This window comes from Enterobacter cloacae complex sp. HYC042_NIDB (assembly GCF_056673315.1).
In genome coordinates this window covers 3,700,684-3,714,883 of record NZ_CP109650.1, presented here as the reverse complement: position 1 = coordinate 3,714,883, position 14,200 = coordinate 3,700,684, and the positions used below count along the sequence as shown (strand labels likewise).

Genomic DNA, 14,200 nt, shown 5'->3' with positions numbered 1-14,200 from the left:
AAAATGAATCTATATCTGGTGAGTATGTCACACGTCTTTTTCCGCGCCATACGCGCGGTGTTTTCCAGCAAAGCGGGTCGCCTGAGTCTGCCCTGTTTAGTTCTGGCGGGGTGCGTTTCCCATGCGCCGCAAAGTGCGATAAGCGGTAAACAGGAAGACAAATGGCCCGATAACCAGCTGGCGGATTTCCTCTCTACCCGCTGTGAGGATATCTGGAATCTGTCAGGGCATGATGTCGAAAATAATCCGCTGTTCTGGCTGCGCGGAATAGATTGCGCCCAGCGGCTTGCGCCGGTAGACGCCCGCATGAAGGCGGCGATGCTGGATGAAGACACCTGGCAGGACGCTTTCAAGCGTGGGATTTTACTGGCCGATGCGAAAATTACCCCCGTTGAACGTCGGGCCAACGTGACCCGTCTGGACACGTTTGTGATCAATCTTCCCGCACAGGTGCGCCCGGTATACCAGCTCTGGCGGGATGGGCAGACGTTACAGCTGCAGCTGTCTGAAGAGCGCTCCCGCTACAGCAAGCTACAGCAGTCAACTGACAGCGAGCTGGATACGCTGCGCCAACAGCAACAGCATTTACGTACTCAGCTGGATACCACGACGCGAAAGCTGGAAAACCTGACCGATATCGAAAGACAGCTCTCGTCGCGTAAATATCAGCCTGGTAGTTCATCTGCTGCACCGGACAGCGATATGCCGAAACAAGAGGATGTGAAGCATGACGAGCCGTAAACCAGCCCATCTTTTACTGGTGGATGACGATCCCGGCCTGTTAAAGCTGCTGGGGATGCGTCTGGTGAGTGAAGGCTACACCGTGGTGACCGCGGAAAGCGGGCAGGAGGGGCTTAAAGTCCTCAGCCGCGAAAAGATTGACCTGGTGATCAGCGACCTGCGGATGGACGAAATGGATGGCATGCAGCTGTTCGCCGAAATCCAGAAGCAGCAGCCTGGCATGCCGGTCATTATCCTGACGGCGCACGGGTCAATCCCGGATGCCGTCGCCGCAACCCAGCAGGGCGTGTTCAGCTTCCTCACCAAGCCGGTAGATAAAGACGCGCTCTACAAAGCCATCGACAGCGCGCTGGAGCACGCCGCGCCCTCCGGAGACGACGCATGGCGTGAATCTATCGTCACCCGCAGCCCGATAATGCTGCGTCTGCTTGAGCAGGCGCGAATGGTCGCACAGTCAGACGTCAGCGTGTTGATTAACGGCCAGAGCGGAACCGGGAAAGAGATCCTGGCGCAGGCGATCCACAACGCCAGCCCGCGCAGTAAAAATGCTTTTATCGCCATTAACTGCGGTGCCCTGCCAGAGCAGCTTCTTGAGTCTGAACTTTTTGGCCATGCCCGCGGCGCATTTACCGGCGCGGTAAGCAGCCGGGAAGGGCTGTTCCAGGCCGCGGAAGGCGGCACGCTGTTCCTCGACGAAATTGGCGACATGCCTGCGCCGCTGCAGGTCAAACTGTTGCGCGTACTTCAGGAGCGCAAAGTGCGCCCGTTGGGCAGCAACCGCGATATTGATATTAACGTGCGAATCATTTCCGCTACCCACCGCGACTTGCCCAAAGTGATGGCCCGCAACGAGTTCCGTGAAGATCTCTACTACCGTCTGAACGTGGTGAACCTGAAGATCCCGGCGCTGGCGGAGCGTGCGGAAGATATTCCGCTGCTGGCGAATCACCTCCTGCGCCAGGCGGCAGATCGGCATAAACCGTTCGTGCGCGCCTTTTCGACTGATGCGATGAAACGGCTGATGGCCGCCAGCTGGCCGGGTAACGTGCGCCAGCTGGTGAACGTGATTGAGCAGTGTGTGGCGCTGACGTCCTCGCCCGTTATCAGCGATGCGCTGGTGGAACAGGCGCTGGAAGGGGAGAACACGGCCTTGCCGACGTTTGCGGAAGCGCGTAACCAGTTCGAGCTGAACTATCTGCGCAAGCTGCTGCAGATCACCAAAGGCAACGTGACCCACGCGGCGCGGATGGCCGGACGCAACCGCACCGAGTTCTATAAGCTGCTCTCACGCCACGAGCTGGAAGCAAACGATTTTAAAGAGTAATGCCGTATGGTACTGTGAGCAATCGATTACGAGGCAGCTTACAGGCAAGAGTTTAAGGACCCACCATGAAAAAGATTGATGCGATTATTAAACCTTTCAAACTGGATGATGTACGTGAAGCGCTGGCGGAAGTAGGCATCACCGGGATGACCGTGACGGAAGTGAAAGGTTTTGGTCGTCAGAAGGGCCACACCGAACTTTATCGTGGCGCAGAGTACATGGTCGACTTTCTGCCGAAAGTGAAAATTGAAATCGTGGTCAGCGACGATATCGTCGATACCTGCGTGGATACCATTATCCGCACGGCGCAGACGGGCAAAATTGGCGACGGGAAAATCTTCGTCTTTGACGTGGCGCGCGTGATCCGTATCCGTACCGGCGAAGAAGACGACGCCGCGATTTAACCATTCGCCACCCGGCGAAAAAAAAGCCCCTCGAACGAGGGGCTTTTTGCGTTACAGCACCTTATGCGGCCCGAAACATTCGTAATGAATGTTGTCTTTATTCACGCCCAGCTCAACCAGCTGCTTCGCGGCATACTGCATAAACGCCACCGGTCCACAGACGTAGAACTGCATTTCCGGCGCGCTAAACGCCCCTTCCATCTGGCTTAAATTCATCAGTCCTTCGCTGTCAAAGCGTGCGGCAGTGCGGTCTGCCTCCGTCGGCAGGCGATACCAGGTATGCGCGGTGAAACGCGGCAGGGTCGCTCCCAGCGCTTTCACTTCATCCGCAAAGGCGTGCACGTCGCCGTTCTCCGCTGCGTGGAACCAGTTAACCTGCGCGCTGTGGTTTGCTTTCGCCAGCGTATCCAGCATCGCCAGCATTGGCGTTTGGCCCACGCCCGCGGAGATCAGCGTGACCGGGGTATTGGTTTCAATGGCCATAAAGAAGTCGCCCGCCGGCGCGGCCAGATGAACCACGTCGCCCACGCTCGCTTCGTTATGCAGCCAGTTGGATACCTGACCGCCGTCCTCGCGCTTCACCGCAACGCGGTAGCCTTTGCCGTTTGGTTTGCGGGTCAGAGAGTACTGGCGGATCTCCTGGTGCGGGAAGCCTTCAGGCTTCAGCCATACGCCCAGATACTGGCCCGGCTGGTAATCGGCCACCGGCTGGCCGTCAACCGGCTCAAATTCAAAACTGGTGATAAGCGCGCTGCGCGGCGTTTTCTCGACGATACGGAAGGCGCGCGTTCCTTCCCAGCCGCCGTTCTTGCTGGCGTTTTCGCTGTAGATCTGCGCTTCACGGTTGATAAACACGTTTGCCAGCACGCCGTAGGCTTTACCCCAGGCGTCCAGCACCTCCTGGCCCGGGCTGAACATTTCGTCCAGCGTTGCCAGCAGGTGAGTGCCGACGATGTTGTACTGCTCGGGTTGGATCTGGAAGCTGGTGTGCTTCTGGGCGATTTTTTCCACCGCAGGCAGCAACGCCGCCAGGTTTTCGATATTGCTGGCGTAGGCCGCGATGGCGTTGAAAAGCGCTTCACGCTGATCGCCGTTACGCTGGTTGCTCATATTGAAAATCTCTTTGAGCTCCGGATTGTGCGTGAACATGCGATCGTAGAAATGGGCGGTAAGTTTAGGGCCGGTTTCCACCAGCAGGGGAATGGTGGCTTTAACGGTAGCGATGGTTTGAGCGTCGAGCATGGCAGCTTCCTTCTGGTATTATCTAATGATGTATTTTAAATACATCTTATAAAAAATACCCATGCTTTGTAAATGGTTCTTTGCAAGATGAAAAATACGCATCACAAACCTGAAAAGAAATCCGCTGGAAATAGTGAGATCTTTATTCCTCAAACCCTTGCGTGGCGTGAAGGAAAACGTTTGCGTAAAATCGTTTGTCAAGACCTGTTATCACAGAACTATTCAGTTATACTGTTGCCCGTCGTCCAACAGGACTGCCTTTTCAGGCCAAAATTTACTTGTTAGCTGAGTCAGGAGATGCGGATGTTAAAGCGTGAAATGAACATTGCCGATTATGATGCCGAACTGTGGCAGGCTATGGAGCAGGAAAAAGTACGTCAGGAAGAGCACATCGAACTGATCGCCTCCGAAAACTACACCAGCCCGCGCGTAATGCAGGCGCAGGGCTCTCAGCTGACCAACAAATACGCTGAAGGTTACCCAGGCAAGCGCTACTATGGCGGTTGCGAGTACGTTGATATCGTTGAGCAGCTGGCTATCGACCGTGCGAAAGCACTCTTCGGCGCTGACTACGCGAACGTCCAGCCGCACTCCGGCTCTCAGGCTAACTTCGCTGTTTACACCGCGCTGCTGCAGCCGGGCGATACCGTTCTGGGTATGAACCTGGCGCAGGGCGGCCACCTGACTCACGGCTCCCCGGTTAACTTCTCCGGCAAACTGTACAACATCATTCCTTACGGCATTGATGAGTCCGGTAAAATTGACTACGAAGACATGGCTAAGCAGGCCAAAGAGCACAAACCGAAAATGATTATCGGTGGCTTCTCTGCCTACTCCGGCGTGGTTGACTGGGCAAAAATGCGTGAAATCGCTGACAGCATCGGCGCATACCTGTTCGTCGACATGGCGCACGTTGCCGGTCTGATTGCCGCCGGCGTTTACCCGAACCCGGTTCCTCACGCTCACGTTGTGACCACCACTACTCACAAAACCCTGGCGGGTCCACGCGGTGGCCTGATCCTGGCGAAAGGCGGTGACGAAGAGCTGTACAAAAAACTGAACTCTGCCGTGTTCCCAAGCGCGCAGGGCGGCCCGCTGATGCACGTTATCGCCGCAAAAGCGGTCGCGCTGAAAGAAGCGATGGAGCCAGAGTTCAAGGTGTATCAGCAGCAGGTTGCTAAGAACGCCAAAGCGATGGTGGAAGTGTTCCTGAACCGTGGCTACAAAGTGGTATCCGGCGGGACTGAAAACCACCTGTTCCTGCTGGACCTGGTTGATAAGAACCTGACCGGTAAAGAAGCTGACGCTGCCCTGGGCCGCGCCAACATTACCGTGAACAAAAACAGCGTGCCAAACGATCCGAAGAGCCCGTTCGTGACCTCCGGTATCCGTATCGGTTCTCCGGCCGTGACGCGCCGCGGCTTCAAAGAAGCGGAAGTGAAAGAGCTGGCTGGCTGGATGTGTGACGTTCTGGACAACATCAATGACGAAGCGGTTATCGAGCGCGTCAAAGGTAAAGTTCTGGATATCTGCGCACGCTTCCCGGTATACGCATAATTCCTCTGCTTTGCAGAAATAAAAAAGGCCGCGCTTGCGGCCTTTTTTTATGGCTTAACGCCGGTCCAGGGAAATGGCCCCCGGTCCCACAATCGCCAGCAAAATAAACGCGCCAGCAATACTGACGTTCTTGTAGAAATTAATCATATTCGGCACAACCGCATCTCCGGTCATATCCCAGTAGTGGTGACCGATAATCGCCGTGCCCAGCGTGTAGAAGACAAAGAGCACCGCGAGGGGGCGGGTGAAAAAGCCGAGCACGATCAGGATCGCGGCGGGAACCTCCATTACTACGGCGATAATGGCCGCCAGCATCGGCATGGGTGCGCCGAGCGACGTCATATACTGAACGGTGCCGCTAAACCCCGTCAGCTTGGGATAGCCAAAAATAATAAACAGGACAACGATGGCAATACGGGCAATCAATAGCAGGAAGGAGCGTGAGGAGCCGAAATCGAAATAACGTAAGCTGTTCATGGCAAACGACCTCTTCAGGCGATGTCTTTTAAACGTAATACAATTTTGCCGCTCACGCCATACGCCGACCGGCTGTCCAGGACGTTAATTTATCGTTAATTTATAGCGCGCTAACGACTTGCTAAAGTGCAGGATAAACGCCAGACTATCGCCTCCATTTCGGGAGGGATTCATGGTCTTGCATTCCACGCGCTGGCTGGCGCTCAGCTACTTCACCTACTTCTTTAGCTACGGTATTTTTCTGCCTTTCTGGAGCGTCTGGCTCAAGGGAATTGGTTTGACGCCAGAAACCATTGGCATCCTGCTGGGCGCGGGGCTGGTGGCGCGTTTCCTCGGAAGCCTGCTGATTGCCCCCCGCGTCAGCGATCCCTCCTTACTGATTAAAGCGGTGCGCATTCTGGCCCTGCTGACGCTGGTCTTCGCGGCCTGCTTCTGGGTCAGCCACCAGTTTGCCTGGCTGATGGTGGTGATGGTTGGCTTTAATCTGTTCTTCTCCCCGCTGGTACCCCTGACGGATGCCCTGGCGAACACCTGGCAAAAGCAGATAACCATGGACTATGGTCGCGTGCGCCTCTGGGGATCGATTGCCTTCGTGATCGGCTCGGCGCTGGTGGGGAAACTGGTCAGCCTTTACGACTACCGCGCGATTCTGGCGCTGCTGAGTATCGGTATTGCCTCGATGCTGCTGGGAATGCTGCTGCGCCCGTCGGTGATGCCGCAAGGGGAGAGTCGCCATCAGGAGAGCGCCGGCTGGCCCGCCTGGCGGAGCCTGGTGGCCCAGAGCTGGCGTTTTCTGGCGTGCGTCTGTCTGCTTCAGGGGGCGCATGCGGCGTACTATGGCTTCAGCGCCATCTACTGGCAGGGGGCGGGCTACTCGGCCTCTGCTGTCGGTTACCTGTGGTCGCTGGGGGTGGTGGCTGAAGTCATTATTTTCGCCCTGAGCAAAAAGCTGTTCCGCCGCTTCGGCGCGCGCGATCTGCTGCTGCTTTCCGCGGTCTGCGGCGTGGCGCGCTGGGGGATTATGGGCTGGACAACCGAACTGCCGTGGCTGATTATGGCGCAGATCCTTCACTGCGGCACCTTCACCGTGTGCCACCTGGCGGCGATGCGCTATATCGCGGCGCGCGAGGGCGGGGACGTGATCCGTCTGCAGGCGGTCTACTCTGCGGTGGCGATGGGCGGCAGCATTGCGGTGATGACGGTCTTTGCGGGCTTTCTGTATCAGCATCTGGGACACGGCGTGTTCTGGGTCATGGCGCTGGTGGCGCTCCCGGCGATGTTTGTTCGACCGAAAGTGGCCGCACGGGCATAGCTACGATTCCAGCATGGCGCGAATATGTTCCTGCTGCTGCGTGTTAAGTGATTCAACCGCGTGGATCAGCGGCGGCGAGAACAGCGGCAGCACGGTAGGATAGGGGGTGACAACCAGCGCGGCTTCGCGCGGTGCCCCCTCTTTCTGGAACGCCTGCAGCGTCAGATAGCGAATGTTGAGCGGCAGCAGGGTTAATTCGCGCAGCTGCTGTTCAATCACCTCCTCACAGGATTTATCCTCCCCGGTCAGCAGCACTACCTGTTTTTCATGCAGATCGGTCTCCTGCATCAGCCAGGCGCCGAAAATAACCGCTACCAGCGCCATCTCTTCATCGGAGAACCGCAGCCCAAATTCGGCTTCCAGCTCAAAGAGTGCCTCTTTCGTGGTGCGTAACAGCCGGGGATAGAGACGGTGAATTTCCTCGGGCAGGCTATTGTCGATGCCGATCTCAAACAGTGAGCGGTCCAGCGCCTGAGCCAGATGGATATACAGCTGATCGGTCAGCCCCTGCTCATCGCTGAAGTTCATCCCGGTCTGGGAGCGGAAACGGGCCACCATGCGCACAATGGCGCGGCGCAGGCGCTGATCCTGCTGGTGTTTATCGAGCACTGGATCGGGCGTGCGGAGCATCATAAACAGCAGCGCCAGAAACAGCTGCTCGTCCACGTGCGCGCCCTGCGGCACGCGCCGCTTCCAGTGACGAACAATCTCCTGCGCCGTAAAATACTCTCCCCGCGACTGGGTCCAGCTGCGCTGCGCGTGGGAAAACTGCGGCGTATTCCCTAAGTGGTGCTGGATGAGGCAGTATTGCAAGTAGAGCTGTAAGAACTGGACGTCCCGGCATTCAAACTGACGCTGCAGCTTGCGTGAACAGAAGCCGATCAGCGCCCGCAGATTAGCATCGTCGTAGAGCGGCCGCGCGATGCCGTGCTGTTTAAGCGCGGTTTTTAAGGCTGGGGTAAACTGGTGCGAGACAAACTGCGGACAAAGGCGGAGCGCCCTGCGCAGCCAGTGCAGCAGACATAAACGCTGATTCAGGGCAGTGCCTTCAATTCGGTAGCTGCCGTCATGGTGCGTGACGATATCCAGCCGGTGATAGCGCTGGATTTCATCGCGCGTCTCGGCTATATCTTGCCGTGCCATGACCTCGTCCACGCCGTTGGCAGCGATTATGCTCTGTGCGGTGACGGCAGCATCGGGCAGGTAAAGCATCAAAAGCACCTGGCAGCGGCGCTGCGAACTGGAAAGCACAGATGGAATTTCAAGCGTCGTCATCATCTGTCGGGTATCCAGTGTGAATGTTTGATAAGAATAGCTAAAGGATGGGCGCTGAAAAGCGCGCCGGCAGGCCTTTCACTCAGGATTGCTGGGGAACATCACAGAATTTTTGACGTGAGGAATTGATGCAGACAGTTAAACAAAATGCGATGGCGTTATTTTTGGCGGTTATCACCTTTACCGCCAGCGCACATCCTCACAGTTTTATCAGCCTGAAAACCGAGCTGGTCACCGACGGCACGCAGCTGAGCGGCCTGAAAATGCGCTGGACGATGGATGAAATCACCTCGGCGGATCTGCTTTATGATGCGGGTAACGCGAAGCCCGGAGACGAAATCTGGAAAAAGCTGGCGGCAGAAGTGATGGCCAACGTGCTCGGGCAGCACTACTTCACCGAGTTCTGGCATAACGGACAAAAGGTGAAGTTCCTCAATCGCCCGACAGAATACGGCATGTCCCGCGACGGACATCAGGCGGTGCTGACGTTCGTGCTCCCACTGGCGCATCCGCAGCCGCTGGCAGGACAAACCTATACGTTTTCCACTTTTGACCCAACGTACTACGTCGATATGAGCTACGCCGAGGACAGCGACGTGCAGCTTCCTGCGTCGTTGCAAAAAACCTGCAACATTACGGTTCACACCCCGAAGCCCAGCGAAGAGACGCTGAATTTTGCTGTCTCTCTTGATAAAGAGGATGCCCCACCGGAGGACATGGAACTGGGTAAACAGTTTGCGCAGAAGGTGACGTTACAATGTCAGTGATCTCCTCTCCGGTACGAAAGCCGCGCCGCTGGCTGCACCTCTGGCCGCTGGCGCTTTTTCTACTGCTCGCCGTTTGCGGTTCGCTCTGGCTGTGGCAGGCCTGGCCGCAGGTGATGATGAAAAGCATCATCTGGCAGCGTGAGGTCAACCAGCAGATGAGCGGGCTGCTGAAGGCTGTGGCGGAGAACCCGACCAAAGCGGGCGGTTCCCTGCTGGCGTTCAGCTTTATCTATGGCGTGCTGCACGCGCTGGGGCCGGGGCACGGCAAAATCGTTATTACCACCTGGCTTGCCACCCATCCGTCGAAGCTGAAATCAAGCATTGGCCTGACGCTGGCCTCTTCGCTGCTTCAGGGGGGCGTGGCGATTGCGCTGGTGGTGGTTGTGCTTTCGCTATTACAGCTTCCCGCGCGCCAGCTGCACCTGAGCAGCTTCTGGCTGGAGAAGGGCAGCTATGCGCTGGTCGGCGTGCTGGGGCTGATCCTCTGCTGGCGGGCGCTGAAAAAGCTGCGCGCGCTGCTGCAAAAGCCCAAATTCAAAACCTTTACGCCGCACCACGTTCATGATGAACACTGCGGCTGCGGGCATCAGCATCTGCCGACGCAGGAACAATTACAGAGCGGTGACGACTGGCGCGCGCGGCTGATGATAGTTCTCTCTATGGGGATGCGCCCGTGCTCGGGGGCAATCATGGTGCTGCTGTTCAGTAAAGTGATTGGCGTGTTCGGCTGGGGCATGCTCTCGGCGCTGGCGATGGCGGCAGGAACCTCTCTCACCATTTCGTCTTTGGCGTTGCTGGTTCACAGCTTCCGTCAGCTTGCGGTAAAACTCAGCGGCAATAAAACGCCGGTACTGTGGCGGCAGGTAGGATGGACAACGCTCGCGCTGGCGGGGGGAGTGATTCTGCTGGTGGCGGCGGTAACGATGTGGATGAGCGCGGCGCCGTTTAGCACCCTCTCCCCTTTGGGGAGAGGGCTGAGATGAGGAGATTAACGCTTCAGCGCATCGCTCAGCTCGTCACGCATGTTGGCCAGCATAGCTTTAACAACGCGTGGGTTACCCGCAACGATGTTGCCGGTGGTCATGTAGTTGTGGCCGCCGGTGAAGTCGCAAACAATCGCGCCTGCTTCACGTGCGATCAGCTCGCCCGCAGCGAAGTCCCACGGCTTCAGTGACAGTTCGAAGTAACCGTCAACGCGGCCGGTTGCCACGTAGGCCAGATCCAGCGCAGCAGAGCCGGTGCGACGGAAGTCCGCGCATTCGGTGAACAGCTTGCCCAGGATATTCATATAGGTGGTTGCGTGCTGCTTCGCCTTGAACGGGAAGCCGGTCGCCAGGATGGTGCCGTCCAGATCGCGTGCATTGCTGCAGCGCAGACGGTAGCCGTTCAGCTGTGCGCCCTGGCCGCGGGTCGCGGTGAACAGTTCGTTACGCATTGGATCGTAAACAACGGCGACTTCAGTACGGCCTTTAATGCGTACTGCGATTGACACAGAGAAGTGTGGCAGGCGTTTAACGAAGTTGGTGGTGCCATCCAGTGGATCGATAACCCATTGAACATCCTGATCGGTACCTTCATGTTCACCGCTTTCTTCGGTGATGATGGTGTGCTGCGGGTAAGATTTGCGGATCGTTTCGATAATAATCGCTTCTGCGGCTTTATCGACGTTAGTCACGAAATCATTGCTGCCTTTCTGGCTGGTTTCTACGGAGTCTGGCGTTTCGTAGTGTTTGGCAATTACATTACCCGCCTTGCGCGCTGCGCGCACGGCGATGGTCAGCATCGGATGCATCGGTCTCTCTCACTGGATGTTAAAGAACAGGAAAATCGGCGCAGAGTATAGCAGCGGGATCGGATTATGTCTCCCGTTTATGATAATATGCCCGAATATTCTTCAGACACTGAACCCAGACATCTAAAAATTATGCTGCAAAACATTCGAATCGTGCTGGTCGAAACATCGCACACCGGCAACATGGGCTCTGTGGCCCGCGCTATGAAAACCATGGGCTTAACGAACCTGTGGCTGGTTAATCCGCTGGTGAAACCAGACTCTCAGGCTATCGCCCTGGCGGCCGGGGCCAGCGACGTGATCGGCAACGCGCAGATCGTTGATACCCTCGACGAAGCGCTGGCCGGCTGCAGCCTCGTTGTCGGCACCAGCGCGCGTTCACGCACGCTGCCGTGGCCGATGCTGGATCCGCGTGAATGCGGCCTGAAAAGCGTCTCAGAAGCAGAACAGGCGCCGGTTGCGCTGGTGTTTGGCCGCGAGCGCGTTGGCCTGACCAACGACGAACTGCAGAAGTGCCACTACCACGTGGCGATTGCCGCCAACCCGGAATACAGCTCGCTGAATCTGGCAATGGCGGTGCAGGTTATCGCCTACGAGGTGCGTATGGCGTGGCTGGCGACGCAGGAGAAGCAGGCAGAACCGAAAGAAGAGACGGCCTACCCGCTGGTGGACGACCTTGAGCGTTTCTACGGTCACCTGGAGCAGACGCTGCTCGCTACCGGCTTCATCCGTGAAGGCCACCCTGGCCAGGTGATGAATAAGCTGCGCCGCATGTTTACCCGCGCGCGTCCGGAAAGCCAGGAGCTGAACATCCTGCGCGGAATTCTGGCGTCGATTGAGCAGAAGAATAAAGAGTAGTGCCGATTTCCCCCTCTCCCCGTGGGAGAGGGTTGGGGTGAGGGCATCAGGCCGCACCTATATTATGAAGGCACAGAAGGTTAAATACCTGACTAAAACAGTCAAGTAAATAGTTGACCATTTTAGTCAGGAATGTCAGACTTGGCCCTGCTATGCAATACCCCCATTTTACAATAAAAAACCCCGGGCAGGGGCGAGTTTGAGGTTAAGTAAGACATGAGACTGACATCTAAAGGGCGTTATGCCGTGACCGCGATGCTGGACGTTGCGCTCAACTCCGAAGCGGGCCCGGTTCCGTTGGCTGATATTTCTGAACGACAAGGGATCTCCCTCTCTTACCTGGAACAGCTGTTCTCCAGACTGCGTAAAAATGGACTGGTGTCCAGCGTTCGTGGCCCGGGCGGCGGTTATCTGCTGGGTAAAGACGCGGGCAGTATTGCGGTTGGCGAAGTGATTAGCGCGGTGGATGAATCCGTTGACGCAACCCGTTGCCAGGGTAAAGGCGGCTGCCAGGGCGGCGATAAGTGCCTGACCCACGCGCTGTGGCGCGATCTGAGCGACCGTCTGACCGGCTTCCTGAACAACATCACCCTCGGTGAACTGGTCAATAACCAGGAAGTTCTGGACGTATCAGGCCGTCAGCACAGCCATGATTCACAACGCAGCACCCGCGCGCAGGACGCTATCGACGTCAAATTACGCGCGTAATAAAACGATAAGTATTTCAGAATCAGGCCGGGGTGGTCACACCCCGCGTACTCGGTCGTACATCCAGCCGGTTGCCTGATTCCTTGCATTGAAGCGATGTACGGAGTTTATAGAGCAATGAAATTACCGATTTATCTCGACTACTCCGCAACCACGCCGGTGGACCCGCGTGTTGCCGAGAAAATGATGCAGTGTCTGACCCTGGACGGAAACTTTGGTAACCCAGCTTCCCGTTCACACCGTTTTGGCTGGCATGCTGAAGAGGCGGTGGATATCGCCCGTAATCAGATTGCTGACCTGGTGGGTGCCGACCCGCGTGAGATTGTTTTCACCTCCGGTGCGACCGAATCCGACAACCTGGCGATCAAAGGTGCAGCCAACTTTTATCAGAAAAAAGGCAAGCACATCATCACCAGCAAAACCGAACACAAAGCCGTGCTGGACACCTGCCGCCAGCTGGAGCGTGAAGGTTTCGAAGTGACCTATCTGGCGCCGCAGAGCAACGGTATTATTGACCTGAAAGAGCTCGAAGCGGCGATGCGTGACGACACCATCCTGGTCTCCATCATGCACGTTAACAACGAAATCGGCGTCGTTCAGGACATCGCGACCATCGGCGAAATGTGCCGCGCGCGCGGTATCATCTACCACGTGGACGCGACCCAGAGCGTGGGCAAACTGCCTATCGACCTGAGCCAGCTGAAAGTAGACCTGATGTCCTTCTCCGGCCACAAAATCTATGGCCCGAAAGGGATCGGCGCGCTGTACGTTCGTCGTAAGCCACGTATCCGCATCGAAGCACAGATGCACGGCGGCGGTCACGAGCGCGGCATGCGTTCCGGTACGCTGCCTGTTCACCAGATCGTGGGCATGGGCGAAGCGTACCGCATTGCGAAAGAAGAGATGGAAACCGAGATGGCACGCCTGCGCACGCTGCGTAACCGTCTGTGGGACGGCGTGAAAGATATGGAAGAAGTGTATCTGAACGGCGATCTCGAGCAGGGCGCGCCGAACATCCTCAACGTCAGCTTCAACTATGTTGAAGGCGAATCGCTGATCATGGCGCTGAAAGACCTGGCCGTTTCTTCCGGTTCTGCCTGTACGTCTGCAAGCCTGGAGCCATCCTACGTGCTGCGCGCGCTGGGTATGACTGACGAGCTGGCACACAGCTCTATCCGTTTCTCTTTAGGTCGTTTCACTACCGAAGAAGAGATTGACTACACCATCAAGCTGGTTCGTAACTCCATTGGCCGTCTGCGCGACCTTTCTCCACTGTGGGAAATGTTCAAGCAGGGCGTGGATCTGAACAGCATTGAATGGTCACATCACTAATCGGTATATAAGGAGAATTCAATCATGGCATACAGCGAAAAAGTTATCGATCATTACGAGAACCCGCGCAACGTTGGCTCTTTTGACAACAGCGATGAATCTGTCGGTAGCGGCATGGTTGGTGCGCCGGCGTGTGGCGACGTAATGAAGTTGCAGATTAAAGTCAACAATGAAGGTATCATTGAAGACGCGCGCTTCAAGACCTACGGCTGCGGTTCTGCAATTGCGTCCAGCTCCTTGGTCACCGAGTGGGTGAAGGGCAAGTCTCTGGACGAAGCACAGGCAATTAAGAACACGGATATTGCTGAAGAACTCGAACTGCCGCCGGTGAAAATTCACTGTTCAATTCTGGCAGAAGACGCGATCAAAGCCGCCATTGCGGATTACAAAAGCAAACGTGAAGCAAAATAA

General features: G+C 56.6%; 15 protein-coding genes. 11 read left to right on the top strand and 4 right to left on the bottom strand.

Features of this window, described 5'->3' with window-relative positions:
* The first annotated feature begins 3 nt into the window (after positions 1-3).
* The 3 genes from qseG (at position 4) to glnB (ending at position 2,469) form a co-directional block, all read left to right on the top strand.
* Entirely contained in the window at positions 4-741 is a 738-nt protein-coding gene (qseG, locus tag OKF39_RS17730; protein WP_028014085.1) for a two-component system QseEF-associated lipoprotein QseG, read from the top strand.
* A complete protein-coding gene (gene glrR / locus OKF39_RS17725; RefSeq protein WP_028014084.1) occupies positions 728-2,065 on the top strand; it encodes a two-component system response regulator GlrR in 1,338 nt (445 codons plus the stop codon). Before qseG ends, glrR begins: the two co-directional genes overlap by 14 nt.
* A gap of 65 nt (positions 2,066-2,130) precedes the next feature.
* A complete protein-coding gene (gene glnB / locus OKF39_RS17720; RefSeq protein WP_003860685.1) occupies positions 2,131-2,469 on the top strand; it encodes a nitrogen regulatory protein P-II in 339 nt (112 codons plus the stop codon).
* Positions 2,470-2,520: 51 nt separating this feature from the next.
* Here the strand turns inward: glnB and hmpA are convergent, their stop codons facing one another.
* Complete coding sequence (gene hmpA, locus OKF39_RS17715; RefSeq protein ID WP_479983207.1) at positions 2,521-3,711, bottom strand: NO-inducible flavohemoprotein; 1,191 nt, start codon at positions 3,709-3,711, stop codon at positions 2,521-2,523.
* A 303-nt stretch (positions 3,712-4,014) separates the two neighbouring features.
* On the opposite strand from hmpA, the gene glyA reads away from it, so the two are divergent.
* Positions 4,015-5,268 carry a serine hydroxymethyltransferase gene (gene glyA / locus OKF39_RS17710; RefSeq protein ID WP_479983206.1) on the top strand — a complete coding sequence of 418 codons (1,254 nt, stop codon included), beginning with the start codon at positions 4,015-4,017 and terminating at the stop codon, positions 5,266-5,268.
* Positions 5,269-5,322: 54 nt separating this feature from the next.
* On the opposite strand, the gene OKF39_RS17705 is transcribed toward glyA, so the two are convergent.
* Positions 5,323-5,745 carry a DoxX family protein gene (locus OKF39_RS17705; protein ID WP_028014082.1) on the bottom strand — a complete coding sequence of 141 codons (423 nt, stop codon included), beginning with the start codon at positions 5,743-5,745 and terminating at the stop codon, positions 5,323-5,325.
* Between the two features lie 172 nt (positions 5,746-5,917).
* Here OKF39_RS17705 and OKF39_RS17700 point away from each other — a divergent pair, with 172 nt between their 5' ends.
* Positions 5,918-7,057 (top strand): 3-phenylpropionate MFS transporter, encoded by a 1,140-nt coding sequence (locus tag OKF39_RS17700; protein ID WP_028014081.1) that lies wholly within the window; start codon positions 5,918-5,920, stop codon positions 7,055-7,057.
* Here the strand turns inward: OKF39_RS17700 and csiE are convergent, their stop codons facing one another.
* Positions 7,058-8,335, bottom strand: a complete 1,278-nt coding sequence (gene csiE / locus OKF39_RS17695; RefSeq protein WP_063437742.1) for a stationary phase inducible protein CsiE — start codon at positions 8,333-8,335, stop codon at positions 7,058-7,060. It lies immediately after the preceding gene.
* A gap of 125 nt (positions 8,336-8,460) precedes the next feature.
* Here csiE and OKF39_RS17690 point away from each other — a divergent pair, with 125 nt between their 5' ends.
* Positions 8,461-9,099 (top strand): DUF1007 family protein, encoded by a 639-nt coding sequence (locus OKF39_RS17690; RefSeq protein WP_028014079.1) that lies wholly within the window; start codon positions 8,461-8,463, stop codon positions 9,097-9,099.
* On the top strand, positions 9,090-10,082 hold the full coding sequence (locus OKF39_RS17685; RefSeq protein ID WP_028014078.1) for a nickel/cobalt transporter: 993 nt from the start codon (positions 9,090-9,092) through the stop codon (positions 10,080-10,082). Before OKF39_RS17690 ends, OKF39_RS17685 begins: the two co-directional genes overlap by 10 nt.
* A gap of 5 nt (positions 10,083-10,087) precedes the next feature.
* On the opposite strand, the gene suhB is transcribed toward OKF39_RS17685, so the two are convergent.
* Positions 10,088-10,891 carry an inositol-1-monophosphatase gene (suhB, locus tag OKF39_RS17680; protein WP_028014077.1) on the bottom strand — a complete coding sequence of 268 codons (804 nt, stop codon included), beginning with the start codon at positions 10,889-10,891 and terminating at the stop codon, positions 10,088-10,090.
* A gap of 132 nt (positions 10,892-11,023) precedes the next feature.
* Here suhB and trmJ point away from each other — a divergent pair, with 132 nt between their 5' ends.
* The 4 genes from trmJ (at position 11,024) to iscU (ending at position 14,200) form a co-directional block, all read left to right on the top strand.
* Positions 11,024-11,749: a tRNA (cytosine(32)/uridine(32)-2'-O)-methyltransferase TrmJ gene (gene trmJ / locus OKF39_RS17675; protein ID WP_028014076.1), complete on the top strand. Its 726-nt coding sequence runs from the start codon at positions 11,024-11,026 to the stop codon at positions 11,747-11,749.
* Positions 11,750-11,965: 216 nt separating this feature from the next.
* Complete coding sequence (iscR, locus tag OKF39_RS17670; protein ID WP_008502158.1) at positions 11,966-12,457, top strand: Fe-S cluster assembly transcriptional regulator IscR; 492 nt, start codon at positions 11,966-11,968, stop codon at positions 12,455-12,457.
* Positions 12,458-12,574: 117 nt separating this feature from the next.
* The gene (gene iscS / locus OKF39_RS17665) at positions 12,575-13,789 is read left to right on the top strand and encodes a cysteine desulfurase (RefSeq protein ID WP_003860663.1); all 1,215 of its coding nucleotides are present in this window, start codon (positions 12,575-12,577) and stop codon (positions 13,787-13,789) included.
* Positions 13,790-13,813: 24 nt separating this feature from the next.
* Positions 13,814-14,200 carry a Fe-S cluster assembly scaffold IscU gene (iscU, locus tag OKF39_RS17660; protein WP_003860661.1) on the top strand — a complete coding sequence of 129 codons (387 nt, stop codon included), beginning with the start codon at positions 13,814-13,816 and terminating at the stop codon, positions 14,198-14,200.

What these genes read in the sequence shown, in the direction of transcription:
- OKF39_RS17690 (WP_028014079.1), top strand. Translation starts at nt 8,461, where the DNA reads ATGCAGACAGTTAAACAAAATGCGATGGCGTTATTTTTGGCGGTTATC.
- glrR (WP_028014084.1), top strand. Translation starts at nt 728, where the DNA reads ATGACGAGCCGTAAACCAGCCCATCTTTTACTGGTGGATGACGATCCC.
- iscU (WP_003860661.1), top strand. Translation starts at nt 13,814, where the DNA reads ATGGCATACAGCGAAAAAGTTATCGATCATTACGAGAACCCGCGCAAC.
- suhB (WP_028014077.1), bottom strand. Translation starts at nt 10,891, where the DNA reads ATGCATCCGATGCTGACCATCGCCGTGCGCGCAGCGCGCAAGGCGGGT.
- iscR (WP_008502158.1), top strand. Translation starts at nt 11,966, where the DNA reads ATGAGACTGACATCTAAAGGGCGTTATGCCGTGACCGCGATGCTGGAC.
- glyA (WP_479983206.1), top strand. Translation starts at nt 4,015, where the DNA reads ATGTTAAAGCGTGAAATGAACATTGCCGATTATGATGCCGAACTGTGG.
- trmJ (WP_028014076.1), top strand. Translation starts at nt 11,024, where the DNA reads ATGCTGCAAAACATTCGAATCGTGCTGGTCGAAACATCGCACACCGGC.
- qseG (WP_028014085.1), top strand. Translation starts at nt 4, where the DNA reads ATGAATCTATATCTGGTGAGTATGTCACACGTCTTTTTCCGCGCCATA.
- iscS (WP_003860663.1), top strand. Translation starts at nt 12,575, where the DNA reads ATGAAATTACCGATTTATCTCGACTACTCCGCAACCACGCCGGTGGAC.
- hmpA (WP_479983207.1), bottom strand. Translation starts at nt 3,711, where the DNA reads ATGCTCGACGCTCAAACCATCGCTACCGTTAAAGCCACCATTCCCCTG.
- OKF39_RS17700 (WP_028014081.1), top strand. Translation starts at nt 5,918, where the DNA reads ATGGTCTTGCATTCCACGCGCTGGCTGGCGCTCAGCTACTTCACCTAC.
- csiE (WP_063437742.1), bottom strand. Translation starts at nt 8,335, where the DNA reads ATGATGACGACGCTTGAAATTCCATCTGTGCTTTCCAGTTCGCAGCGC.
- glnB (WP_003860685.1), top strand. Translation starts at nt 2,131, where the DNA reads ATGAAAAAGATTGATGCGATTATTAAACCTTTCAAACTGGATGATGTA.
- OKF39_RS17685 (WP_028014078.1), top strand. Translation starts at nt 9,090, where the DNA reads ATGTCAGTGATCTCCTCTCCGGTACGAAAGCCGCGCCGCTGGCTGCAC.
- OKF39_RS17705 (WP_028014082.1), bottom strand. Translation starts at nt 5,745, where the DNA reads ATGAACAGCTTACGTTATTTCGATTTCGGCTCCTCACGCTCCTTCCTG.